We start from the raw sequence: 21,825 nt of genomic DNA, 5'->3' as shown, positions 1-21,825 counted from the left end.
ACGGAGGCGGGCGACCGAAAGGCGAGACGGGGCTGACCGGCATGTGACCAGTCGGTAAGGTCGACGCGTGCCGAAGCCGCTCAGTCTCCCCTTCGACCCCATCGCCCGAGCCGACGAGCTCTGGCAGAAGCGCTGGGGCCCGGTCCCCTCGATGGCCGCGATCACCTCGATCATGCGCGCCCATCAGATCCTCCTCGCGGAGGTCGACGCCGTCGTCAAGCCGTACGGCCTGACCTTCGCGCGGTACGAGGCCCTGGTGCTGCTCACCTTCTCGAAGGCGGGCGAGCTGCCGATGTCGAAGATCGGCGAGCGGCTGATGGTCCACCCGACCTCGGTGACGAACACGGTGGACCGCCTCGTGAAGTCGGGCCTGGTCGCCAAGCGCCCCAATCCGAACGACGGCCGCGGCACCCTGGCGACCATCACGGAGAAGGGCCGCGAGGTGGTCGAGGCGGCGACCCGCGACCTGATGGAGATGGACTTCGGGCTCGGGGCGTACGACGCCGAGGAGTGCGCGGAGATCTTCGCGATGCTCCGCCCGCTCCGGGTCGCGGCGCACGACTTCGGCGAGTCCTGACCCGCGCGAAGATCGCCTGGAACGTGCGGTTACGCTCGACGGCATGAAATCCAGCGTGCTGACCCGTTACCGCGTCATGGCGTACATCACCGCCGTCATGCTGCTCGTGCTGTGCACCTGCATGGTCTTCAAGTACGGGTTCGACATGGGCGAGGACGTGACCTTCGCGGTCTCCCAGGCCCACGGTGTCCTCTACATCATCTACCTGATCTTCGCCTTCGACCTGGGGTCCAAGGCGAAGTGGCCGTTCGGGAAGCTGCTCTGGGTGCTGCTGTCCGGCACGATTCCCTTCGCCGCCTTCTTCGTCGAGCGCAAGGTCGTCGCCGAGACGCTTCCGCTGGTCAGCGGCGCGCGGCCGGAGCCGGCCAAGGCCTGACCCCCCACCTCCGCACATATGTGCGGAGGTTTGCCATCGACATTTACTAGGACGTCCTAGTAAATTCGAAGCATGGACGCTGACGGAATCGAGGAAGGCCGCCAACGCTGGCAGGCCCGTTACGACAAGGCCCGCAAGCGGGACGCCGACTTCACCACGCTCTCCGGCGACGCCGTCGAGCCCGTCTACGGGCCCCGCCCCGGCGACACCTACGAGGGGTTCGAGCGCATCGGCTGGCCCGGTGAGTACCCGTACACCCGGGGACTCCACGCGACCGGCTACCGGGGCCGGACCTGGACCATCCGCCAGTTCGCCGGCTTCGGCAACGCCGAGCAGACCAACGAGCGGTACAAGATGATCCTGGCCGCCGGCGGCGGCGGCCTCTCCGTCGCCTTCGACATGCCCACCCTCATGGGCCGCGACTCCGACGACCCCCGCTCGCTCGGCGAGGTCGGCCACTGCGGCGTCGCCATCGACTCCGCCGCCGACATGGAGGTCCTCTTCCAGGACATCCCGCTCGGCGACGTCACCACCTCGATGACGATCTCCGGCCCCGCCGTGCCCGTCTTCTGCATGTACCTGGTCGCCGCCGAACGCCAGGGCGTCGACCCGGCCGTGCTCAACGGCACGCTCCAGACCGACATCTTCAAGGAGTACATCGCGCAGAAGGAGTGGCTCTTCGAGCCCGAGCCCCATCTGCGCCTCATCGGCGACCTCATGGAGCACTGCGCGCAGGGCATCCCCGCGTACAAGCCGCTCTCCGTCTCCGGCTACCACATCCGCGAGGCCGGGGCGACGGCCGCGCAGGAGCTCGCGTACACCCTCGCCGACGGCTTCGGCTACGTCGAGCTCGGCCTCTCCCGCGGCCTCGACGTCGACGTCTTCGCCCCCGGCCTCTCCTTCTTCTTCGACGCCCACCTCGACTTCTTCGAGGAGATCGCCAAGTTCCGCGCCGCCCGCCGCATCTGGGCCCGCTGGATGAAGGAGGTCTACGGAGCGAAGACCGACAAGGCCCAGTGGCTCCGCTTCCACACCCAGACCGCCGGTGTCTCCCTCACCGCCCAGCAGCCCTACAACAACGTCGTACGGACCGCGGTCGAGGCCCTCTCCGCCGTCCTCGGCGGCACCAACTCCCTCCACACCAACGCCCTCGACGAGACCCTCGCGCTCCCCAGCGAGCAGGCCGCCGAGATCGCCCTGCGCACCCAGCAGGTCCTGATGGAGGAGACCGGCGTCGCCAACGTCGCCGACCCGCTGGGCGGCTCCTGGTACGTCGAGCAGCTCACCGACCGCATCGAGGCCGACGCCGAGAAGATCTTCGACCAGATCAAGGAGCGCGGCCGCCGCGCCCACCCGGACGGGCAGCACCCCATCGGGCCGATCACCTCCGGCATCCTGCGCGGCATCGAGGACGGTTGGTTCACCGGCGAGATCGCCGAGTCCGCCTTCCAGTACCAGCGGTCCCTCGAGAAGGGCGACAAGCGGGTCGTCGGCGTCAACGTCCACCACGGCTCGGTCACCGGCGACCTGGAGATCCTCCGCGTCAGCCACGAGGTCGAGCGGGACCAGGTGCAGGCCCTCGGCGAGCGCAAGGCCCGCCGTGACGACGCCAGGGTCCGCGACTCGATCGACGCCATGCTGAAGGCCGCCCGGGACGGATCGAACATGATCGCCCCGATGCTGGACGCCGTACGGGCCGAGGCCACGCTCGGCGAGATCTGTGACGCGCTGCGCGACGAGTGGGGCGTCTACACGGAGCCGCCCGGCTTCTGACGGCCCCGGGCTTCCGACGCCCGACCTGACGGACTCAGGGGCGGTACGGGAACTCCCGTACCGCCCCTGACGCGTACGCCGGAGCTCACGACGCCAGGGAGGACCTCACGACGCCAGGGAGCCGAGGCCTCCCACGAGGAGAGCGGAGAGGCGCGCCACCCACTCCCCGTCGACCGGTTCCGCGCTCACCAGCGCCCGGTGCACCACCGCGCCCGCGATGACGTCGAAGATCAGGTCGTCGGTGGCGTCCACAGCGGCCGGATCGCGGTCCGCCGGCAGCTCGCCGCGCCGCTGCGCCCGCATCCGGCCCTCCAGGACCAGCCGCTTCTGCCGGTCGACGATCGAGGTCCGTATACGGGTGCGCAGCGGCTCGTCGCGGGTCGACTCGGCCACCACCGCCATCAGGGCCGTCTTGGTCTCGGGGCGTTCGAGGAGGGCCGCGAACTGCAGGACCACATGCTCGATGTCGGCCTGGAGGGAACCGAGGTCGGGCAGTTCGAGTTCATCGAAGAGGACGGCGACGGCGTCCACCACGAGTTCGTTCTTGTTGGCCCAGCGGCGGTAGAGGGTCGTCTTCGCAACCCCGGCGCGGCCGGCGACGTCCCCCATCGTGAGCTTGGACCAGCCGAGCTCGACCAGGGCCGCGCGGGTCGCCTCCAGGATGGCCGTGTCGGCCTCGGGGGAGCGGGGGCGCCCGGTACGGCTGCGGGGGTTGGTGCGGCTACACATGAAGGTCGACCATACCCGCCGGTAGGTACGGCGTCAGAGGCCCGGCGTGTGAGGCAGTTCACCGCACGGATCGGGCCCCGGCCCTCCCCCCGGATCCCTCGTGAGAGTTACGCTACGACCTGTAGCGAAAGGCATTGAGCGGCCTGAGCGACAACCACCGCGCCGGGTGGGGACCCGGCGCGAACCGAAGACGAGGAACCGTGTCGCCCGCACGTCTCGCACACCGGCGGGGGACGTGCGGACGGCACGGTTCAGCCATGACTTACCGGTTACGCGCGCGGAAGGGGGAGGATGTACGCATGCAGCCCCGAAACATGTCCATGAGCGGCGTCGTCGATCTCGCCGCGGTGAAGGCGGCCGGAGAGGCCAAGGCGAAGGCGGAGCAGGCGCGCGCCGAAGCGGCCCGGCAGGGTGGCTCCGCCGCGGTGCCCCCGTCCGCGCTGGTGATCGACGTCGACGAGGCCGGCTTCGAGCGCGATGTGCTCCAGCGCTCGGCCGAGGTCCCGGTCGTCCTCGACTTCTGGGCCGAGTGGTGCGAGCCCTGCAAGCAGCTCGGCCCCCTCCTGGAGCGGCTCGCTGTCGAGTACAACGGCCGCTTCCTGCTCGCCAAGATCGACGTCGACGCCAACCAGATGCTGATGCAGCAGTTCGGCATCCAGGGAATTCCGGCCGTTTTCGCGGTGGTCGCCGGCCAGGCGCTGCCGCTCTTCCAGGGCGCCGTGCCCGAGGCCCAGATCCGCGAGACCCTCGACCAGCTGATCCAGATCGGCGAGGAGCGCTTCGGCCTCACCGGCATCGCCGTCGACGCGGACGCCTCCGCGGCCGACGCGCCGGCCGAGCGCCCGGTGGCCGGCCCGTACGACGCCCTCCTCGAAGCGGCCCTGTCCGCGCTCGACGCGGGCGACCTGGCCGGCGCGGTCCAGGCCTACAAGAACGTGCTCGCCGACGACCCGGCCCACCCGGAGGCCAAGCTCGGCCTCGCCCAGGCGGAACTGCTCGCCCGGGTGCAGGACCTGGACGCGGCCGCCGTCCGCAAGAACGCCGCGGAGAACCCGGCCGACGTCACCGCGCAGATCGCCGCCGCCGACCTCGATCTGGTGGGCGGTCACGTGCAGGACGCCTTCGGGCGCCTCGTGGAGACCGTGCGCCGCACGGCGGGCGAGGACAGGGACGCGGCGCGGCTGCGGCTCCTGGAGCTGTTCGAGGTGATCGGCGCCGAGGACCCGAGGGTCATGACGGCCCGCCAGGCCCTGGCCCGGGTGCTGTTCTGAGGTCTTTCCGGCCTCCTTCGGAGCGCCGGACCCTCTGACGACTTGGCAACACAGTGACAAAAGGCGGCCGTGCTTTACCAAAACTTGGTAATCGCGGCCGCTGTTACTTGCAGTAAATCGAACCCGGCTTTCTGTCCGGATTCATGCGGTGATCCGGTGATATTCCCGGACGATCGAACGTACCCTGCGTGCCCGTTCGATCCCGTCCCGCCATGGCGCGGTTATCCACCCGTTACTAGCCGGTAACGAACCCCTTGTGCGGGGACGCGGAATGGACCACGATCGGCGACGCTCGGTCCGAACCGCACCACCCCGGCAACCAACCGGGTCCGCGGCGAAGGTCCCCACCGGGCGGACCGGTGCCACGGCACCGGTCGTGGACAGGGGGGTTCCCGCTCTCACCGAACGGGGCCTGTCCATCAGGCCGCGCTCAAAGGCGTGGCCCAAGGTTGTCGCTCGGGGGTGATCGCCGGTGATTCGGACGCGCATCGCGCCGCCTGATGCCTCGGCGCTCTCCTTCCCGAGGACGTAGCTCTTCTCCCATCCCAGGAGGGGCCCCGGGCCCTTCCGGAGATGTACGTCCGAGAAGGAGGAATTCTCATGAAGTCCCAGGTGCGTGGCGGAACCAGATGGAAGCGGTTCGCCGTCGTCATGGTCCCGAGCGTGGCCGCGACGGCCGCGATCGGTGTCGGCCTGGCCCAGGGCGCGCTGGCCGCGTCCTTCGCCATCTCCGGCCAGGAGTTCAAGGTCTCCACCGACAGCCTTGTCGGTGAGCAGTTCGTTCAGTACGGCAGTGTCGCCCAGGGCAACACCCTGGAGGGCCAGCCGTTCGCGGCCCCGGTCGCGGTGTCCGGCTTCGACAACGCCCATATCACCAACATGTGCCAGTCGGTCGTGACGCCGGTCCCCGGGCTCGGCGACATCACCCTCCGCCTGACGGCGGGTGACAGCGACAAGGCCAAGGGCGGCGACAAGGACTCGCAGGTCTACGCCAAGGAGCTCTACCTCGACGTCTCCGACCTCGAGGCCGACGCCACGTTCAGCAACATCGACATCGGTGTCGCGGCCGGCGCTCTCCCCAAGAAGGACGGCGGGCAGGGCACCCAGCCCGGCGTCGACCCGAAGAGCTACAACAAGAACGGCTTCGCGCAGCGTGCCGAGAACGTCACGCTGACGAACGTCAGGCAGAAGGCCTGGGCCACCACGGCCGCCACCTTCCGCCTTCCCGACCTGAGCCTGTCCCTGCACCGGGGCACCGCGAAGGAGTGCTTCAAGGGCTGATCCGGCCCCAGGGTGCGGGCCGCCTCGGCGGTCCGTACCCGCTTCGGGGCGCGTCCCCGCTTCTCCACCTCTTCTCAGCAACACCGCTTCCAGGGAGCTGTTTCCATGAGCGCCGAGACCCCTGCCTCCCACGGAGTCCCCGAGGACAACCGGTTCAAGGTCTGGCGGCAGACCCGGCCCTTCTGGGCCGGACTGTTCACCCTCCTCGGTGGTCTGCCGATCGCCTACCTCCCCTACGGGGACATGCGGCTCGGCAACGTCACCCTGGCGATGAAGACGACCGCCGGATCCGGCGCGCTGATCATCGGCGTGCTGCTCATCACGCTCGGACTGACGATGTGGTTCCAGCCCATCGTGCGGGTCTTCGCGGGTGTCGCGTCGATCGTGCTGGGGCTGGTCTCCATCCCGGTGTCGAACTTCGGCGGTCTGCTCGTCGGCTTCCTGCTCGCCCTCGTCGGTGGCGGCATGTCCATCGCCTGGGCGCCCGCGCCACCGGTCGAGGAAGCCGTCGACGCCGAGTACGACGGTCACCCGGAGGCCTCCGAGGGGGCCGAGGCCCTGTGGGCCGCCGGCGTCCCGGAGCAGCGCGAGGCGGAGCACCACGCGACCGAAACGACGATCGACGCCAACGGCGGGAGGAACAGTGCGGGGTGACGAGACTCAGTCGGCGCTCGCGAAGGGTGGCCCGCGGCACGCGGCCCCGCGCAAGTCGCTGCTGAACAGGATCCAGGGCCCCGCGGGCAAGGCGATGGCGCTGGCCGCCATGCCGACCGCGGTGTTCGTGGGCATGGGCCTCACGCCCAAGATCGCCCTCGCCGACGAGAAGGACATCCCCTTCGCGCCCGGTCCCTGTGTGACCCGCTCGGACGAGCCGGTGACCGAGGAGTCGACGAAGCCCGCCGAGACGGCGAAGCCGACCCCGTCCGCCACCCCTTCGACGACCGCGACGGCCACCCCGAGCGCGACCGCCACCGCGACCCCGAGCGCCACCGCCACGCCGACGGCGACGGAGACCGGGCAGGCGACGACCCAGCAGACCCAGGAGAAGGCGAAGGCCACCGCCGCGCCGACCGCGACGCCGACGGCCACGCCCACGCCGACGAAGTCGGTGAACCCGCTGGACCCGCTGGGTGTCGGTGACGCCCTGAAGGACCTGTTCGACGGCCCGGACCCGGAGCCGGCGGTCACGCCCACGACGGTGGCCCCGACGACCGAGGCGCCGGCCAAGCCGGCGACCGCCCCCGACGCGCCGGCGAGCACCGCGACGAAGCCGGCGGCCACCGATCCGAAGGCGACCGCGGACGCGGTCGCCGAGAAGACCAAGGCCGCGATCGAGAAGGCCGCCGAGAAGGCGGGCGTGAAGGTCGAGGAGCTGCCGGAGAGCGCCAAGGGCCTCGACGCCAAGAAGGACGAGGACATACCCGAGGGCGCGAAGCCCCGCTTCCCGTGCCCGGAGCCCGACCCCGAGGCGCTCGCGGCGGCCGAGCTGGAGCCCGGCCTCCCGCTGCTCCCGGACGAGCCGTGGCGCCTGGAGAGCACGAAGCTCACGCTGAGCGGTCTCAAGTACCACGGCATCGTCGAGGTGAAGACCTACGGTGGCAAGGTCAAGAAGGTGCTGAAGTTCACCGCGACCTCGATCGGGATCAGGGACCTGCACCAGCTGACGGTCCACTCCGAGGGCTTCACGGGGCACGTCCGTTCCGCGAAGGGCAAGACGTCAACCATCACCGACGGCACGGTGACCATGTACACGGAGGAGCTGAAGGGCAATCTCTTCGGTATCTTCCCCGTCACCTTCAGCCCGGAGACCCCGCCCCCGCTGGACGTCCCCTACGCCGAGTTCACCAAGGTGAAGCTCAAGCAGGCCGGCCAGTTCGGCGGCACCCTCAGGGTCCCGGAACTCAGGAACACGATCGAGCCCAGCTGACCCGTACAGCGCATGACGAAGCCCCCGTCCACCGGACGGGGGCTTCGTCACGCGGGTGGCTCGGACGTCAGGCGCGCTCGCCGCCGCCGAGGTGGTGGACGCGGACCATGTTCGTCGTGCCGGGGACGCCGGGGGGCGAGCCGGCGGTGATGACCATGGTGTCGCCCTCGTTGTAGCGCTGGAGCTTCAGGAGCTCGGCGTCCACGATGTCGACCATCGCGTCGGTGGTCTCCACGAACGGGACGAGGAAGGACTCCACGCCCCAGCTCAGGGTGAGCTGGTTGCGGGTGTTCTCGTCCGTCGTGAAGGCGAGGATCGGCTGCTGCGTCCGGTAGCGGGAGAGACGGCGGGCCGTGTCGCCGGACTGGGTGAAGGCGACCAGCGCCTTGCCGCCGAGGAAGTCGGCGATCTCGCAGGCCGCGCGGGCGACGGAGCCGCCCTGGGTGCGCGGCTTCTTGCCCGGGACCAGGGGCTGGAGGCCCTTGGAGAGCAGCTCCTCCTCGGCCGCGGCGACGATCTTCGACATCGTCTTCACGGTCTCGATCGGGTACGCGCCGACCGAGGACTCGGCCGACAGCATGACCGCGTCGGCGCCGTCCAGGATGGCGTTGGCGACGTCGCTCGCCTCGGCGCGGGTCGGACGCGAGTTGGTGATCATCGACTCCATCATCTGGGTGGCGACGATGACCGGCTTGGCGTTGCGGCGGCAGAGCTCCACGAGGCGCTTCTGCACCATCGGGACCTTCTCGAGGGGGTACTCGACGGCGAGGTCGCCACGGGCCACCATGACCGCGTCGAAGGCGGCGACGACGGCGGCCATGTTCTCGACGGCCTGCGGCTTCTCGACCTTGGCGATGACGGGGACCCGGCGGCCCTCCTCGTCCATCACCTTGTGGACGTCCTTGACGTCGTCGGCATCGCGGACGAAGGAGAGGGCGACCATGTCGCAGCCCATCCGCAGGGCGAAGCGGAGGTCGTCGACGTCCTTCTCGGACAGGGCGGGGACGTTGACGGCCGCGCCGGGCAGGTTGATGCCCTTGTGGTCGGAGATGACGCCGCCCTCGACGACGATGGTCTTGACCCGGGGGCCCTCGACCTCGACGACCCGCAGTTCGACGTTGCCGTCGTTGATGAGGACCTGGTCGCCCTTGGAGACGTCACCGGGGAGACCCTTGTAGGTGGTGCCGCAGATCGACTTGTCGCCGGGGACGTCCTCGGTGGTGATGGTGAACTCGTCACCGCGCACCAGCTCGACGGGGCCCTCGGCGAAGGTCTCGAGACGGATCTTGGGGCCCTGGAGGTCGGCGAGGACGCCGACGGCGCGACCGGTGTCCGCGGAGACCTGCCGGACGCGGTCGTACCGCTCCTGGTGCTCTGCCTGGGACCCGTGGCTGAAGTTGAATCGGGCCACGTTCATGCCGGCCTCGATGAGAGCCTTCAGCTGCTCATACGAGTCGACGGCGGGGCCCAGCGTGCAGACGATTTTGGAACGGCGCATGAGGCGGATCCTATCGGTTTGTTTCACTGCGGAATATTCCGTCTGGCGGAAAGTACAAATGGGCGCGGGGCCGCTCAGGCGTTCACTCGTTCGAGCTCGCCGGGCTCTGAACGAGCGCGTAACTCTGGCGCGCGATCTCCAGCTCCTCGTCCGTCGGTACCACGGCCACCGCCACCCGCGCGTACTCCGGCGAGATCAGCCGTGCCTCGTCGGAACGTACGGAGTTGAGGCCCGCGTCCACCGCGAGGCCCAGCTCCTCCAGGCCCGCGATGGCAGCCTCCCGCACCGGGGCCGCGTTCTCGCCGACCCCCGCCGTGAAGGCCACCGCGTCCACCCGGCCGAGCACCGCGTAGTACGCGCCGATGTACTTCTTCAGCCGGTGGACGTAGATGTCGAAGGCGAGCGCCGCCCGCTCGTCGCCCTCGTCGATCCGGCGGCGGATCTCCCGCATGTCGTTGTCGCCGCAGAGCCCGACCAGACCGGACTTCTTGTTCAGCAGGACGTCGACCTCGTCCTCGTCCATGCCCGCCACCCGCTTCAGGTGGAAGGTGACCGCCGGGTCGATGTCACCCGAGCGGGTGCCCATGACCAGGCCCTCCAGCGGGGTCAGACCCATCGAGGTGTCCACGCAGCGGCCGCCCCGCACCGCAGAGGCGGAGGCGCCGTTGCCCAGGTGCAGCACGATCACGTTCACCTCCGCCGGCTCCCTGCCGAGCAGCCTCGCCGTCTCGCGCGAGACGTACGCGTGCGAGGTTCCGTGGAAGCCGTACCGCCGGATCCGGTGCGCGTCGGCGGTCTCCACGTCGATCGCGTACCGCGCCGCGGACTCCGGCATCGTCGTGTGGAAGGCGGTGTCGAAGACCGCGATCTGCGGCAGGTCGGGGCGGAGCGCCATCGCCGTCCGGATGCCCGTGAGGTTCGCCGGGTTGTGCAGCGGCGCCACCGGCACGAGCCGCTCGATCTCCGCGAGCACCTCGTCGTCGATCACCGTCGGCTCGGTGAACCGCAGCCCGCCGTGCACCACCCGGTGGCCGATGGCGGCGAGCTCGGGGGAGTCCAGGCCGAGGCCGTCCGCCGCAAGCTCCGCCGCGACCGCCTTCAGCGCGGCCGCGTGGTCGGGGATCGGGCCGTGCGCCTCCCGCTTCGCACCGCCGCCCTGGAGCGGTGTGTGCACGAGCCGCGAGGTCCCCTCGCCGATGCGCTCCACGAGCCCCTGGGCGAGACGGCTGTCGTCGCGCATGTCCAGGAGCTGGTACTTCACCGACGACGAGCCGGAGTTGAGGACGAGCACCCGCGCGGGCGCGGTGGTGGGGGCGGTCATGCGGGGAACTCCTGACCCTGGGCGGGTCCCTGGGGAATCCGGGGGACCTGGGACTGGATCGCCGTGATGGCGACCGTGTTGACGATGTCGCTGACGAGCGCGCCGCGCGAGAGGTCGTTCACGGGCTTGCGCAGACCCTGCAGCACCGGGCCGACGGCCACGGCGCCGGCCGAACGCTGCACGGCCTTGTAGGTGTTGTTGCCGGTGTTGAGGTCCGGGAAGATCAGGACGCTCGCCTGCCCCGCCACCTCCGAGTCCGGCAGCTTCGTCGCCGCCACGGAGGGCTCCACGGCCGCGTCGTACTGGATCGGGCCCTCGATCCGCAGCTCCGGATGCGCCTCGCGGACCAGCTTGGTCGCCTCCCGCACCTTGTCGACGTCCGCGCCGGAGCCCGAGGTGCCGGTGGAGTACGACAGCATCGCGATCCGCGGCTCGACGCCGAAGCGGGCGGCGGTGGCCGCCGACTGGGCGGCGATGTCCGCGAGCTGCTCCGCGTTCGGATCCGGGTTGACCGCGCAGTCGCCGTACACGAGGACCTTGTCGGCCAGGCACATGAAGAAGACGGAGGAGACGATCGAGGCCTCCGGCTTCGTCTTGATGATCTCGAAGGCGGGACGGATCGTCGCGGCCGTGGAGTGCACGGAACCGGAGACCATGCCGTCGGCGAGACCCTCCTGGACCATCAGTGTGCCGAAGTAGTTGACGTCCGAGACGACGTCGTACGCCAGCTCCACGCTGACGCCCTTGTGGGCGCGGAGCGCCGCGTACTTCTCCGCGAAGGAGTCCCGCAGCTCCGAGGTCCCCGGGTCGATCAGCTGGGTGTCGCCCAGGTCCACGCCCAGGTCGGCGGCCTTCTTGCGGATGGTCTCGACGTCACCGAGGAGCGTCAGGTCGCAGACGTCACGGCGGAGCAGTACGTCGGCGGCGCGCAGCACCCGCTCTTCGGTGCCCTCCGGGAGCACCACCCGGCGCCGGTCGGCGCGGGCCTGCTCGATGAGCTCGTGCTCGAACATCATCGGGGTGACCCGGCCGCTGCGGGCGACCGAGATCCGCTTGAGGAGGTCGGCCGTGTCCACGTGCCGCTCGAACAGGCCGAGGGCCGTCTCCGCCTTCCGCGGGGTCGCCGCGTTGAGCTTGCCTTCGAGGGCGAAGAGTTCGGCGGCGGTCGGGAAGCTGTTCCCCGGTACGGAGATGACCGGGGTGCCCGGTGCGAGACGGGCCGCGAGCGTCAGGACCTCCTCGCCGGGCCGCTCGTCGAGGGTGAGCAGCACGCCGGCGATCGGCGGGGTGCCCGCCGAGTGCGCGGCGAGCGCGCCGACGACCAGGTCGGCCCGGTCCCCGGGGGTGACGACCAGACAGCCGGGGGTCAGCGCGTGGAGGAAGTTCGGCAGCATGGCGCCGCCGAAGACGAAGTCGAGGGCGTCGCGCGCGAGGCCCGCCTGGTCGCCGAGGACGACGGAGGCGCCGAGCGCGTGGGTGATCTGGGAGACGGTGGGCGCGGCGAGCGCCGGCTCGTCCGGCAGGACGTAACAGGGGACGGGCAGCCGGGCGGTGAGCCGCTCGGCGAGGGCCTCGCGGTCCTCGCCCGCCACCCGGTTGACGACCACCGCGAGGACGTCGCAGCCGAGACCGGCGTACGCCCGGAAGGCGTTGCGCGTCTCGGCCCGTACGGACTCCGCCGGCTGGCCCTTGCCGCCGACGACCGGGATGACGGAGGCGCCGAACTCGTTGGCGAGCCGGGCGTTGAGCGCGAGCTCGTCGGGGAGCTGGGTGGCGGCGAAGTCGGTGCCGAGGACGAGGACGACCTCGTAGTCGCGGGCCACGGCGTGGAAACGGTCGACGAGACGCGAGACCAGCTCGTCGGTGCCCCGCTCGGCCTGCAGGTCCGAGGCCTCGTGGTAGTCCATGCCGTAGACCGTCGAGGGGTCCTGCGAGAGCCGGTAGCGGGCACGCAGCAGGTCGAAGAGCCGGTCGGGACCGTCGTGCACCAGGGGGCGGAACACCCCCACCCGGTCCACCTGGCGGGTCAGGAGCTCCATGACTCCCAGCTCGACGACCTGGCGGCCGTCACCGCGGTCGATCCCGGTCACGTACACGCTGCGCGTCACGCCGTGGTCTCCTGTCCAGTCCTGCGGAACTCGGGGTGCTGCCGTCGATCCGGTGCCTGTCGATGCAGTGCCTGTCGATCGGCTGCCCGCCGATCCGCTGCCTGTCAATCCACTGCCCTCAGAAAGCCCCGATAGGGCGGCATCACCCCCTTGACAATACCCCCGCCGATGGTTACGTCGCCCGCCGGACGAGAGGCCCGAAGCCCGCGCCGAACCGGCCCCGGAGCCCGGGTCGAGAAGGCCCCGGAGCCCGTGGCGAAAGGGCCGCCGAGCCCCGTACCCAAGCCCTCCGCGGGGCCCGCCCACGGCGCGCGCGGAGCGGCGGCGAGCGCGCCCGTGAGGTCGTCCGTGTGAGAATTGCGATGGCTCACACGGACCGCGACCGAGCAGGAGACACAGCACGATGCGCATCGGAGTTCTCACCGCAGGCGGCGACTGCCCCGGCCTGAACGCAGTGATCCGGTCGGTCGTGCACCGGGCGCTCGCCGGTCACGGCGACGAAGTCATCGGCTTCGAGGACGGGTTCAAGGGCCTTCTCGACGGCCACTACCGCCCCCTCGACCTGAACGCCGTCAGCGGCATCCTGGCCCGCGGCGGCACCATCCTCGGCTCGGCCCGGCTGGAGCGGAACCGGCTGGCCGAGGCCGCCGCGTCCGCCCCCGACCTGGCCCGCGAGTACGGCATCGACGTCCTCATCCCCATCGGCGGCGAAGGCACCCTGACCGCCGCCCGGATGCTCTCCGACGCGGGCATGCCCGTCGTCGGCGTCCCGAAGACGATCGACAACGACATCTCCTCCACGGACCGCACCTTCGGCTTCGACACCGCCGTCGGCGTCGCCACCGAGGCCATGGACCGCCTCAAGACCACCGCCGAGTCCCACCAGCGGGTGATGGTCGTCGAGGTGATGGGCCGCCACGCCGGATGGATCGCCCTGGAGTCCGGCATGGCCGGCGGCGCGCACGGCATCTGCCTGCCCGAGCGGCCCTTCGAGGTCGACGACCTCGTCAAGATGGTCGAGGAGCGCTTCGCCCGCGGCAAGAAGTTCGCCGTCATCTGTGTCGCCGAGGGAGCCCACCCGGCCGAGGGCTCGATGGAGTACGCGAAGGGCGAGATCGACCAGTTCGGCCACGAGCGCTTCCAGGGCATCGGCAACCAGCTCGCCGTCGAGCTGGAGCGGCGCCTCGGCAAGGAGGCCCGCCCGGTCATCCTCGGGCACGTCCAGCGCGGCGGCACGCCGACCGCGTACGACAGGGTGCTCGCCACCCGCTTCGGCTGGCACGCGGTCGAGGCCGCGCACCGCGGTGACTTCGGCCGGATGACGGCGCTGCGCGGCACGGTCATCGAGATGGTGCCGCTCGCGGAGGCCGTGACCCGGCTCAAGACGGTTCCCGAGGACCGCATGCGCGAGGCCGAGTCGGTCTTCTGACGCCCGCGCCGGGCCTGTCCCGGAGTCGCCGGCGGGCCGGTCCCGGATCGCTGCCGGCCCCGCCCCGGACCGCCGTCGGACCCGTCCCGGCCCGCCACCGGGTCCCGTCCCGGAGTCGCTGCCGGACGCGTCCCAGCTCGCCGCCGGGACCCGGACCCATCCGAGTGGCCCCGGCCGTCCCCCCCGTGGACGGCCGGGGCCATTCCGCTGTGCCCGGCATCACCCCCGTGAACGCCGGGTCTCCACTCTTGAGCCGGAGCGCGAGACCGGCAAGGCTTGGGGCTTGTCCCGGACATGTCCCAACCCTGTCCGGCGGAAGGGAGCGGCGCGCATGACACCGGGGGAGCACACGCCCGACCCGCGGGGGGCGAGGACCCCCGCCGAGTTCCTCGCGCGGCTCCAGGCCCTCAAGGACTGGTCCGGCCTGACCTACCGCGAGCTCTCGGCGCGGGCGGAGGAACGCGGGGACGTGCTGCCCCGGTCCACCGTGGCGAACATGCTGGCCCGCCCCACCCTCCCCCGCGAGGAACTGCTGACCTCCTTCGTCCGCGCCTGCGGGGTCTCGCCGGCCGCGCTGGAGGAGTGGCGGACGGTACGGAGGGAGCTCGCGGCCCCGGGGATGTACGCACCGACGGACGCGGGTGGTGCCGGGGAGGGCACGGCGGCCGACCCGGTGGGGGCGGGCACGGCGGCCGGCCCGGCGGCGGGGACGGCGGACGAGGCCGGGGCGACGGACCCGGCCGGCCCGGCGACGGACCAGGTGACGGCGACGACGGCCGCGGCCGGGCCGACGGACCCGCCGGCGGCACGCGTGACAGCGACGGACCGAGTGACAGGGGCGGACCCCGCCGCCGAGGGCCCGGCCGGTGCCGTCGCGCGGGCGGTGGGCGGTCCCGCCGACACGTCCGCCTCCCCGGCCCCCTGGCCCGCCGCCGCCGAACCTCCGGACGGGCCGCCCATGACCCGGCGGGCGACGCGGCGGTCCCGGATACGGCGTGCCCTCGTCGCCACGGTCGCGGTCGCCGGGCTCGTCCTCGCCGGCGTCAGCCTCGTCACCGCCCTCAGGGACGGCCGTACCGGACCTGCCGGACAGCAGCCCCGTACCCCCGCCGCCCCCGTCCCACCGGCCGCCGGGGACGTACGCGTCCGGGTGGCCGGCACGGAGTTCTGCCTCGGGGAGCGACGCGGCACCCGGACAGGCCAGGTCCATCAGCTGCCGTGCGCCGGGGCGGGGGTCCCGCTCTACTCCCTGGCGGAGGTGGCCGGCGGCCGGTGGCGGATCGTTTCGGACCATCCCGACTACGGCCCCGGCTGCTCCGGCATACCCTCCGGCGGCCGGATACCCGACGCCCCGTACGAGGACTCCGAGTGCGGCGACCCGAGCCGGGTCGAGGCCTTCGCCCTGGAGCCGTACGGCACTCCCGTGCGGGGCTACCGGATCGTCCCGGTGGACTCGGCGACGCCCGGCACCTGCGTCACCGTCGTCGGTGACCGCACGGCCGCCTGGGCACGTCTCGCCCAGGCGCCCTGCGCGCCGGACGCCGCGGGCCAGCTCTTCTCCTTCGAGCGCAGGCCCTGAGGGGATCCGACGCCCATGGTCGGACACGCCCCAGCGGCCCGGCCTAGGCGGAGGCGGCCTCCACCAGCCGGGACCTGAGCGCCGTCACCACCGTCGGGTCGAGCCCCACGTGGTCCGTGACGTACGCGTCCACCGAGCCGTACCGTGCCCGCAGGTCCGCGAGGAAGAGCCGGATGATGTCCTCCGGCGCCCGGCCGTACCCCGGCCAGCGCAGCTCGCGGCCCGGGTGCGCCGCCCGCCAGTCGGCGATCAGCCGCTCCGTGGCCAGCTCGGTGAGCGCGAAGTCCGCGAGGATCTCCTCGTCCGGGACCCCGAGGAGGGCGAGGAGGACGGCGGCGAGCAGACCCGTACGGTCCTTCCCCGAGGCACAGTGGAAGACGAGCGGCCCGTCGGCGGCGGCGATGAGCTCCAGGGCCGTGCGGAGTTCCACCGCTCCGTCCTCGGCGACCTCGGCGAACCGGTCGGCGAGGTAACGCCAGGGATCGAGGTCCGGGTCGATCTCCGCCTGGTCGTACGGGCGGTGCTCGATGGAGAGGTTGTGCCAGGAGACCTCCTCGGTCTCCGGCAGACGGCCCTTGGCGGCGATCTCCCACGGGTAGCGCAGGTCGATCACCGTGGCCACGCGCAGCGCGCGGAAGCGGTCCAGGTCGGTGGGGCCGGCGTCCGCCAGCTTGGCGAGGGAGTCGGAGCGGTAGAGGGTCTCCCACCGCACGGTCCCGCCGTCGGCAGTCGGATAGCCGCCCAGGTCACGGAAGTTGTGGAGTCGTTCGAAGGGTATGTGTCGTCTCACGGCGTCAATCTACGGCTCCGGCCCGTGGCGATCTAGGAACCGACGGCCGCCCAGAAGTGGGCGGTGATCTCCGCCAGATAGGCGCGCCCCTCGTCGCCGGACCCGCCGGACGCGCCCCAGCTGCTCGTCGCCGCCATCCGGGCGTGGTAGTCCGTGTACAGGCGCTGCAGGGCGGCCTCCAGGGTCCGCTTGGGCAGCGGCACCATCTTCACCACCGGTTTCACGTACGCCTGCCAGCGGGTGGTGGCGGCGTCGCGCAGCAGCTCGGCGAGGCGTTCGTCGCCGCCGGTCGCCGTGATCAGGGCGCGCGGGCCGAGACCGAGGACCTCCGCGAGGGCCGCCGTCTGGCGCTCGTTGCCGTGCCAGCGGCCCTCCTCCTCCATCCGCTGGTACGCGGACGTGGTCACCCCCACCCGCCGGGCCAGCTCCTCGGCGGCGAGGCCGCGCGCCAGCCGGTGCTCGCGCAGGGTGGAGGCGGCGGCGATCAGTTCGGCGGGGGCGCACCACAGGACGCCGGCGAGGGCGGTGAGCTCCTGCTCGCCGGGAGCGGCGCGGCCGCGTTCCCAGGCGAGGACGGTGTCGGGGGTGACGAACAGGCCGTACTGGACGCGCAGGCCGTACGCGACATGGTCGGGGGCCATGCCGAGGGCCTCCCGCAGTCGGCGGGCGGCCAGGGCGTTGAAAGGAGGTGAGGGTTGGTGCACCCGGCCACGCTAGGTCCGGATGTGATGGCTGGCTACGGTGTGTTCACCCAAGGTGCACGGTTCGTATGAACGTGGGAACCGATCAGTAACTGACCGCTGTGGCCATGGAAACGATCAGTGACCGACCGCGTTCACCTTGGAATGCTCACTGCCCGCGGGTCGGGCCGTCGAGCCAGCGGTACTGGAGTTCGGGCCGCCCGATCTGGCCGTACTGCGGCGCGCGCACGGCCCGGCCCTCGGTCACCAGGTGCTCCAGGTAGCGGCGGGCCGTGATCCGGGAGATCCCGACCGCCGTACCCGCTTCGGCCGCCGTGAGCCCGGCCGGGGCGGACCGGAGGGTGCGGGTGACGGATTCCAGGGTGGGCGCGCTCAGGCCCTTGGGGAGCGTGGCGGGGTGCGGGGCGCGGAGGGTGGCGAGCGCGCGGTCCACCTCGTCCTGCCCGGAGGCCTCGCCGGCGGTGGCCCGGAACTCGGCGTACCGGGCGAGCCGGTCCCGGAGGGTCGCGAAGGCGAAGGGCTTCAGGACGTACTGGACGACGCCGAGGGACACGCCCTCGCGGACGACCGCCAGGTCACGTGCGGAGGTCACGGCGATGACGTCGGCGGAGTGACCGGCGGCGCGCAGCGCGCGCAGCAGCTGGAGGCCGTGGCCGTCCGGCAGGTACAGGTCGAGCAGGATCAGGTCGACCGGCGTACGGTCGAGCACCCGCACGGCGGCGGCCCTGGAGTGCGCGATCCCGACGACGGTGAAGCCCTCGACCCGCCCCGCGTACAGCGCGTGGGCGTCGGCGGCGACGGGATCGTCCTCGACGACGAGCACCCGGAGGGGCGGCGCGCTCACGCGGTCACCTCCGCTCCGGCGGCGTCGCCGAGCGTCGTCGCGGGCCCGGGCGGTGAGGCGGGCTGAGACGGTGAGGCGGGCCCGGGTGCCGGCCCGGAAGCCACCGGCCGCCCGGACGTGATCGGCAGCCCGGATGCACGCGCCGACCCGGACTCGATCGGTGATCCGGACACGGGCGACAGCCCGGTCACGCCCGTCGCCCCGGTCACTTCCGCCGTCCGGGACACGCCCGCCGCCCCGGCCACGCGCGGCAGCGGTAGCCGTACCGTGAACTCCGCCCCGCCCTCCTCCGCGTCCGTGAGGTCGAGCGTGCCCGATGCCCGGGTCACCGCCTGGCCGACCAGGGCCAGGCCGAGGCCGCGGCCCGGCCCCCGGGTGGACCAGCCGCGGCCCAGGACCGCGTCCCGGTCGGCAGGCCGGACGCCGGGGCCGCTGTCGCCGACCCGCAGGAGCAGCTCGCCGTCACCCGTGCGGGCCGCCACCGTGACGGTCACGCGCGCGTGCGGCGTCCCGCCCGCCGCCTCCACCGCGTTGTCGATGAGGTTGCCGAGGATCGTCACCAGGTCCCGGGCCGGCAGCGCCGCCGGTACGAGCCCGTCGTCGATGCGGCTGTCCTCGGTGAGGACCAGTTCCACACCCCGCTCGTTGGCCTGCGCCGCCTTCCCGAGCAGCAGCGCCGCGAGGACGGGCTCCCCGACGGCGTCCACGACCCGGTCGGTGAGCGCCTGGGCGAGCTCCAGCTCCGCCGTCGCGAACTCCACCGCCTCGGCCACCCGGCCGAGTTCGATGAGCGAGACGACCGTGTGCAGCCGGTTCGCCGCCTCGTGGGCCTGCGAGCGGAGCGCCTCCGTGAACCCGCGCTCGGAGTCCAACTCGCCGGAGAGGGACTGGAGTTCCGTGCGGTCCCGGAGCGTGACGACCGTCCCGCGCCGCTCCCCGCCCACCACCGGGCGGGTGTTGACCACGAGGACCCGGTCGGCCGTCAGGTGCGTCTCGTCCACGCGCGGCTCCGAGGACAGCAGTGCCCCCGCCAGCGGCGCGGGCAGCCCGAGCTCGGCCGCCGGCCGGCCGACGACCCCCTCGTCCAGGCCGAGCAGCTCCCGCGCCCCGTCGTTGATCAGGGCGATCCGGCGCCGCCCGTCGAGCATCACGAGCCCTTCGCGGACCGCGTGCAGCGCGGCCTCGTGGTAGTCGTGCATCCGGCTCAGCTCCGTGGCGTTCATGCCGTGCGTGTGGCGGCGGAGGCGCGCGTTGACCACGTACGTCCCCGCGCCGCCGAGCGCGAGCGCCGCGCCCGCCATGCCGAGCAGCGCGGTCACCTGCTCCCGTACCTGCTCACTGATCTTGTCGATCGTGATGCCCGCGCTGACCAGGGCGACGACCCGGCCATCGTCGAAGACGGGCGCCACCGTCCGCACGGAAGGGCCGAGCACTCCCAGATGGGTCTCGGAGTACGTCCGGCCCGCCGCCGCCTCCTCGATGTGGCCGAGGTACGTCCGGCCGATCTGCGCGGGCTCGGGGTGGGTCCAGCGGGTGCCGTCGGGGGCCATGATCACCACGAAGGCGACGCCCGCGTGGCGGCGCAGGGACTCGGCGTACGGCTGGAGCACCGCCGTCGGGTCGGCGGAGCGGGCCGCGGCGACCACCGACGGGGAGTCGGCGACGGCCGCGGCGGTCGCGGTGGCCTGGCGCCGCGCGGTCTCCTCGGCCTGCGCCCGGTCCGTGACGTACGCGAAGACCGCGCACCCCGCCACGACGACGGCCACGAGCACGACCTGCATCGCGAAGAGCTGGCCGGCCAGGCTGCGGGGGCGGGGGAGGGGGAGACGCATGCGGGTAAGTGTGCACGGCGGAGTTTGCGCCGACGCGTTGCGTTCCCGAATCGTTCTCATCTCCGGAGCGGCCGGAACCCCTTCTCCGGGTGCTCCGGGCCCTCTTCTCCGGGCGGTCGGACCCTCCTCCCGGGCAGTCCGAAACGGTCTCCGCGTGAACGAAACGTACGCAACCGTGACCCCGGTCACAGGCTGATGGATAGTCGCGGAGTCCACCGGGACGTGGACACCCATCAGCACGAGGAGGACCCCGTGGCCGCACGACGGGACCGTACCCACTATCTGTATCTGGCCGTCATCGGAGCCGTGGTGCTCGGCATCGCGGTCGGGTTCCTGGCGCCCGGTGTCGCCGTCGAGCTCAAGCCGCTGGGCACCGGCTTCGTCAATCTGATCAAGATGATGATCTCGCCGATCATCTTCTGCACGATCGTGCTCGGCGTCGGATCGGTCCGGAAGGCCGCGAAGGTCGGCGCCGTCGGTGGCCTCGCCCTCGGCTACTTCATGGTCATGTCGACCGTCGCACTCGCGATCGGCCTGCTCGTCGGCAACCTCCTGGAGCCCGGCTCCGGCCTCCACCTCACCAAGGAGCTGGCCGAGGCCGGCGCGAAGCAGGCCGAGGGCGCGAGCGAGTCCACGCCGGACTTCCTGCTCGGGATCATCCCGAAGACCCTCGTCTCCGCCTTCACCGAGGGCGAGGTCCTCCAGACCCTGCTCGTCGCCCTGCTGGCCGGCTTCGCGCTCCAGGCCATGGGCGCCGCCGGAGAACCGGTTCTGCGCGGAATCGGGCACATCCAGCGGCTCGTCTTCCGCATCCTCGGCATGATCATGTGGGCCGCCCCGGTCGGCGCGTTCGGCGCGATCGCGGCCGTCGTCGGCGCGACCGGCGTGGACGCCCTCAAGTCCCTCGCCGTCATCATGATCGGCTTCTATCTGACCTGCGCGATCTTCGTGTTCGTCGTGCTCGGGGCGCTCCTCAGGCTGGTCGCCGGGATCAACATCTGGTCGCTCCTGAAGTACCTGGGCCGCGAGTTCCTGCTGATCCTCTCCACCTCCTCCTCGGAGTCCGCGCTGCCGCGGCTCATCGCGAAGATGGAGCACCTGGGTGTCAGCAAGCCCGTCGTGGGCATCACCGTGCCGACCGGCTACTCCTTCAACCTCGACGGCACCGCCATCTACCTCACGATGGCCTCGCTCTTCGTCGCCGAGGCGATGGGCGACCCGCTCTCGGTCGGCGAGCAGATCTCGCTCCTCGTGTTCATGATCATCGCTTCGAAGGGGGCGGCCGGCGTCACCGGCGCCGGTCTCGCCACCCTCGCGGGCGGCCTCCAGTCGCACCGGCCCGAGCTGGTGGACGGCGTGGGCCTGATCGTCGGCATCGACCGCTTCATGAGCGAGGCGCGCGCCCTCACCAACTTCGCCGGCAACGCCGTCGCCACCGTCCTCGTCGGCACCTGGACGAAGGAGATCGACAAGGCGCGGGTCTCCGAGGTCCTCGCCGGCCGGGTCCCGTTCGACGAGAAGACCCTCGTCGACGACCACGCCCCGGCCGAGGTCCCGGACCAGCTCCCGGACCAGCGGGCCGAGGAGGGCGAGGAGAAGGCCCGCGCGGGCGTCTGACGGATCAGGCGTCCGAACGGCCCCCGGGACCCGGGCCTTGAGCCGGATCCGGGCACCGGGAGAAGGGCGGCCCCCTCGGGGGCGGCGCAGGGGGCCTTTGGTGGATGGGCCCCCGGGCGGGCCCCCGCCGCTGCGGCCGGGTGCCCGGGCGGGCCCCGGGGGCGCCGTGCCG

At 72.0% G+C, this 21,825-nt stretch carries 18 protein-coding genes; 10 read left to right on the top strand and 8 right to left on the bottom strand.

The window, feature by feature from the left end:
* Nucleotides 1-67: 67 nt before the first annotated feature.
* The 3 genes from ACFVYX_RS15920 to ACFVYX_RS15910 all read left to right on the top strand — a co-directional run bounded on the left by ACFVYX_RS15920 (nt 68) and on the right by ACFVYX_RS15910 (nt 2,726).
* Nucleotides 68-577, top strand: coding sequence for a MarR family winged helix-turn-helix transcriptional regulator (locus ACFVYX_RS15920; protein ID WP_389681955.1), 510 nt, complete (start codon nt 68-70; stop codon nt 575-577).
* A 43-nt stretch (nt 578-620) separates the two neighbouring features.
* Complete coding sequence (locus tag ACFVYX_RS15915; protein ID WP_389681954.1) at nt 621-953, top strand: DUF3817 domain-containing protein; 333 nt, start codon at nt 621-623, stop codon at nt 951-953.
* Between the two features lie 72 nt (nt 954-1,025).
* A complete protein-coding gene (locus tag ACFVYX_RS15910; RefSeq protein WP_389681953.1) occupies nt 1,026-2,726 on the top strand; it encodes a methylmalonyl-CoA mutase in 1,701 nt (566 codons plus the stop codon).
* Between the two features lie 105 nt (nt 2,727-2,831).
* On the opposite strand, the gene ACFVYX_RS15905 is transcribed toward ACFVYX_RS15910, so the two are convergent.
* Nucleotides 2,832-3,455 (bottom strand): TetR/AcrR family transcriptional regulator, encoded by a 624-nt coding sequence (locus ACFVYX_RS15905; protein ID WP_389681952.1) that lies wholly within the window; start codon nt 3,453-3,455, stop codon nt 2,832-2,834.
* 299 nt (nt 3,456-3,754) lie between these two features.
* Between ACFVYX_RS15905 and ACFVYX_RS15900 the strand changes: the two genes are divergently transcribed.
* From ACFVYX_RS15900 to ACFVYX_RS15885, 4 genes are all read left to right on the top strand, one after another.
* On the top strand, nt 3,755-4,726 hold the full coding sequence (locus tag ACFVYX_RS15900) for a tetratricopeptide repeat protein (protein WP_389681951.1): 972 nt from the start codon (nt 3,755-3,757) through the stop codon (nt 4,724-4,726).
* Nucleotides 4,727-5,326: 600 nt separating this feature from the next.
* Nucleotides 5,327-6,007, top strand: coding sequence for a DUF6230 family protein (locus ACFVYX_RS15895; RefSeq protein ID WP_389681950.1), 681 nt, complete (start codon nt 5,327-5,329; stop codon nt 6,005-6,007).
* A 105-nt stretch (nt 6,008-6,112) separates the two neighbouring features.
* The gene (locus ACFVYX_RS15890; protein ID WP_389681949.1) at nt 6,113-6,661 is read left to right on the top strand and encodes a DUF6114 domain-containing protein; all 549 of its coding nucleotides are present in this window, start codon (nt 6,113-6,115) and stop codon (nt 6,659-6,661) included.
* On the top strand, nt 6,651-7,934 hold the full coding sequence (locus ACFVYX_RS15885) for a hypothetical protein (RefSeq protein WP_389681948.1): 1,284 nt from the start codon (nt 6,651-6,653) through the stop codon (nt 7,932-7,934). The genes ACFVYX_RS15890 and ACFVYX_RS15885 overlap by 11 nt, the downstream gene beginning before the upstream one ends.
* A 67-nt stretch (nt 7,935-8,001) precedes the next feature.
* On the opposite strand, the gene pyk is transcribed toward ACFVYX_RS15885, so the two are convergent.
* The 3 genes from pyk to pta all read right to left on the bottom strand — a co-directional run bounded on the left by pyk (nt 8,002) and on the right by pta (nt 12,861).
* Nucleotides 8,002-9,432: a pyruvate kinase gene (gene pyk / locus ACFVYX_RS15880; RefSeq protein ID WP_389681947.1), complete on the bottom strand. Its 1,431-nt coding sequence runs from the start codon at nt 9,430-9,432 to the stop codon at nt 8,002-8,004.
* A gap of 82 nt (nt 9,433-9,514) precedes the next feature.
* Complete coding sequence (locus ACFVYX_RS15875) at nt 9,515-10,753, bottom strand: acetate kinase (RefSeq protein ID WP_389681946.1); 1,239 nt, start codon at nt 10,751-10,753, stop codon at nt 9,515-9,517.
* Nucleotides 10,750-12,861 carry a phosphate acetyltransferase gene (pta, locus tag ACFVYX_RS15870; protein ID WP_389681945.1) on the bottom strand — a complete coding sequence of 704 codons (2,112 nt, stop codon included), beginning with the start codon at nt 12,859-12,861 and terminating at the stop codon, nt 10,750-10,752. Before pta ends, ACFVYX_RS15875 begins: the two co-directional genes overlap by 4 nt.
* 403 nt (nt 12,862-13,264) lie before the next feature.
* On the opposite strand from pta, the gene ACFVYX_RS15865 reads away from it, so the two are divergent.
* Together ACFVYX_RS15865 and ACFVYX_RS15860 are read left to right on the top strand one after the other, a co-directional pair.
* Nucleotides 13,265-14,290 carry an ATP-dependent 6-phosphofructokinase gene (locus ACFVYX_RS15865; RefSeq protein ID WP_389681944.1) on the top strand — a complete coding sequence of 342 codons (1,026 nt, stop codon included), beginning with the start codon at nt 13,265-13,267 and terminating at the stop codon, nt 14,288-14,290.
* Between the two features lie 331 nt (nt 14,291-14,621).
* On the top strand, nt 14,622-15,869 hold the full coding sequence (locus tag ACFVYX_RS15860) for a helix-turn-helix domain-containing protein (protein WP_389681943.1): 1,248 nt from the start codon (nt 14,622-14,624) through the stop codon (nt 15,867-15,869).
* Nucleotides 15,870-15,912: 43 nt separating this feature from the next.
* Here ACFVYX_RS15860 and ACFVYX_RS15855 read toward each other — a convergent pair whose 3' ends face one another.
* The 4 genes from ACFVYX_RS15855 to ACFVYX_RS15840 all read right to left on the bottom strand — a co-directional run bounded on the left by ACFVYX_RS15855 (nt 15,913) and on the right by ACFVYX_RS15840 (nt 20,036).
* Entirely contained in the window at nt 15,913-16,659 is a 747-nt protein-coding gene (locus ACFVYX_RS15855) for a tyrosine-protein phosphatase (RefSeq protein WP_389681942.1), read from the bottom strand.
* 32 nt (nt 16,660-16,691) lie between these two features.
* The gene (locus ACFVYX_RS15850; RefSeq protein WP_389682097.1) at nt 16,692-17,300 is read right to left on the bottom strand and encodes a helix-turn-helix domain-containing protein; all 609 of its coding nucleotides are present in this window, start codon (nt 17,298-17,300) and stop codon (nt 16,692-16,694) included.
* Between the two features lie 208 nt (nt 17,301-17,508).
* The gene (locus tag ACFVYX_RS15845) at nt 17,509-18,204 is read right to left on the bottom strand and encodes a response regulator (RefSeq protein WP_389681941.1); all 696 of its coding nucleotides are present in this window, start codon (nt 18,202-18,204) and stop codon (nt 17,509-17,511) included.
* Nucleotides 18,201-20,036 carry an ATP-binding protein gene (locus tag ACFVYX_RS15840; protein WP_389681940.1) on the bottom strand — a complete coding sequence of 612 codons (1,836 nt, stop codon included), beginning with the start codon at nt 20,034-20,036 and terminating at the stop codon, nt 18,201-18,203. The genes ACFVYX_RS15845 and ACFVYX_RS15840 overlap by 4 nt, the downstream gene beginning before the upstream one ends.
* A 195-nt stretch (nt 20,037-20,231) precedes the next feature.
* On the opposite strand from ACFVYX_RS15840, the gene ACFVYX_RS15835 reads away from it, so the two are divergent.
* Entirely contained in the window at nt 20,232-21,653 is a 1,422-nt protein-coding gene (locus ACFVYX_RS15835; protein ID WP_389681939.1) for a cation:dicarboxylate symporter family transporter, read from the top strand.
* Nucleotides 21,654-21,825: the final 172 nt, after the last annotated feature.

Origin of the sequence: Streptomyces sp. NPDC058326 (assembly GCF_042879855.1) — a bacterium.
In the GTDB taxonomy this organism is placed as follows: domain Bacteria; phylum Actinomycetota; class Actinomycetes; order Streptomycetales; family Streptomycetaceae; genus Streptomyces.
This window is presented reverse-complemented; position numbering and strand designations above follow the sequence as displayed.

Excerpts from the sequence above, each read along its gene's own strand:
- ACFVYX_RS15915 (WP_389681954.1), top strand. The coding sequence starts at position 621 with ATGAAATCCAGCGTGCTGACCCGTTACCGCGTCATGGCGTACATCACC.
- ACFVYX_RS15910 (WP_389681953.1), top strand. The coding sequence starts at position 1,026 with ATGGACGCTGACGGAATCGAGGAAGGCCGCCAACGCTGGCAGGCCCGT.
- ACFVYX_RS15905 (WP_389681952.1), bottom strand. The coding sequence starts at position 3,455 with ATGTGTAGCCGCACCAACCCCCGCAGCCGTACCGGGCGCCCCCGCTCC.
- ACFVYX_RS15900 (WP_389681951.1), top strand. The coding sequence starts at position 3,755 with ATGCAGCCCCGAAACATGTCCATGAGCGGCGTCGTCGATCTCGCCGCG.
- ACFVYX_RS15895 (WP_389681950.1), top strand. The coding sequence starts at position 5,327 with ATGAAGTCCCAGGTGCGTGGCGGAACCAGATGGAAGCGGTTCGCCGTC.
- ACFVYX_RS15890 (WP_389681949.1), top strand. The coding sequence starts at position 6,113 with ATGAGCGCCGAGACCCCTGCCTCCCACGGAGTCCCCGAGGACAACCGG.
- pyk (WP_389681947.1), bottom strand. The coding sequence starts at position 9,432 with ATGCGCCGTTCCAAAATCGTCTGCACGCTGGGCCCCGCCGTCGACTCG.
- ACFVYX_RS15875 (WP_389681946.1), bottom strand. The coding sequence starts at position 10,753 with ATGACCGCCCCCACCACCGCGCCCGCGCGGGTGCTCGTCCTCAACTCC.
- ACFVYX_RS15865 (WP_389681944.1), top strand. The coding sequence starts at position 13,265 with ATGCGCATCGGAGTTCTCACCGCAGGCGGCGACTGCCCCGGCCTGAAC.
- ACFVYX_RS15860 (WP_389681943.1), top strand. The coding sequence starts at position 14,622 with ATGACACCGGGGGAGCACACGCCCGACCCGCGGGGGGCGAGGACCCCC.
- ACFVYX_RS15850 (WP_389682097.1), bottom strand. The coding sequence starts at position 17,300 with ATGGCCCCCGACCATGTCGCGTACGGCCTGCGCGTCCAGTACGGCCTG.
- ACFVYX_RS15840 (WP_389681940.1), bottom strand. The coding sequence starts at position 20,036 with ATGCGTCTCCCCCTCCCCCGCCCCCGCAGCCTGGCCGGCCAGCTCTTC.
- ACFVYX_RS15835 (WP_389681939.1), top strand. The coding sequence starts at position 20,232 with ATGGATAGTCGCGGAGTCCACCGGGACGTGGACACCCATCAGCACGAG.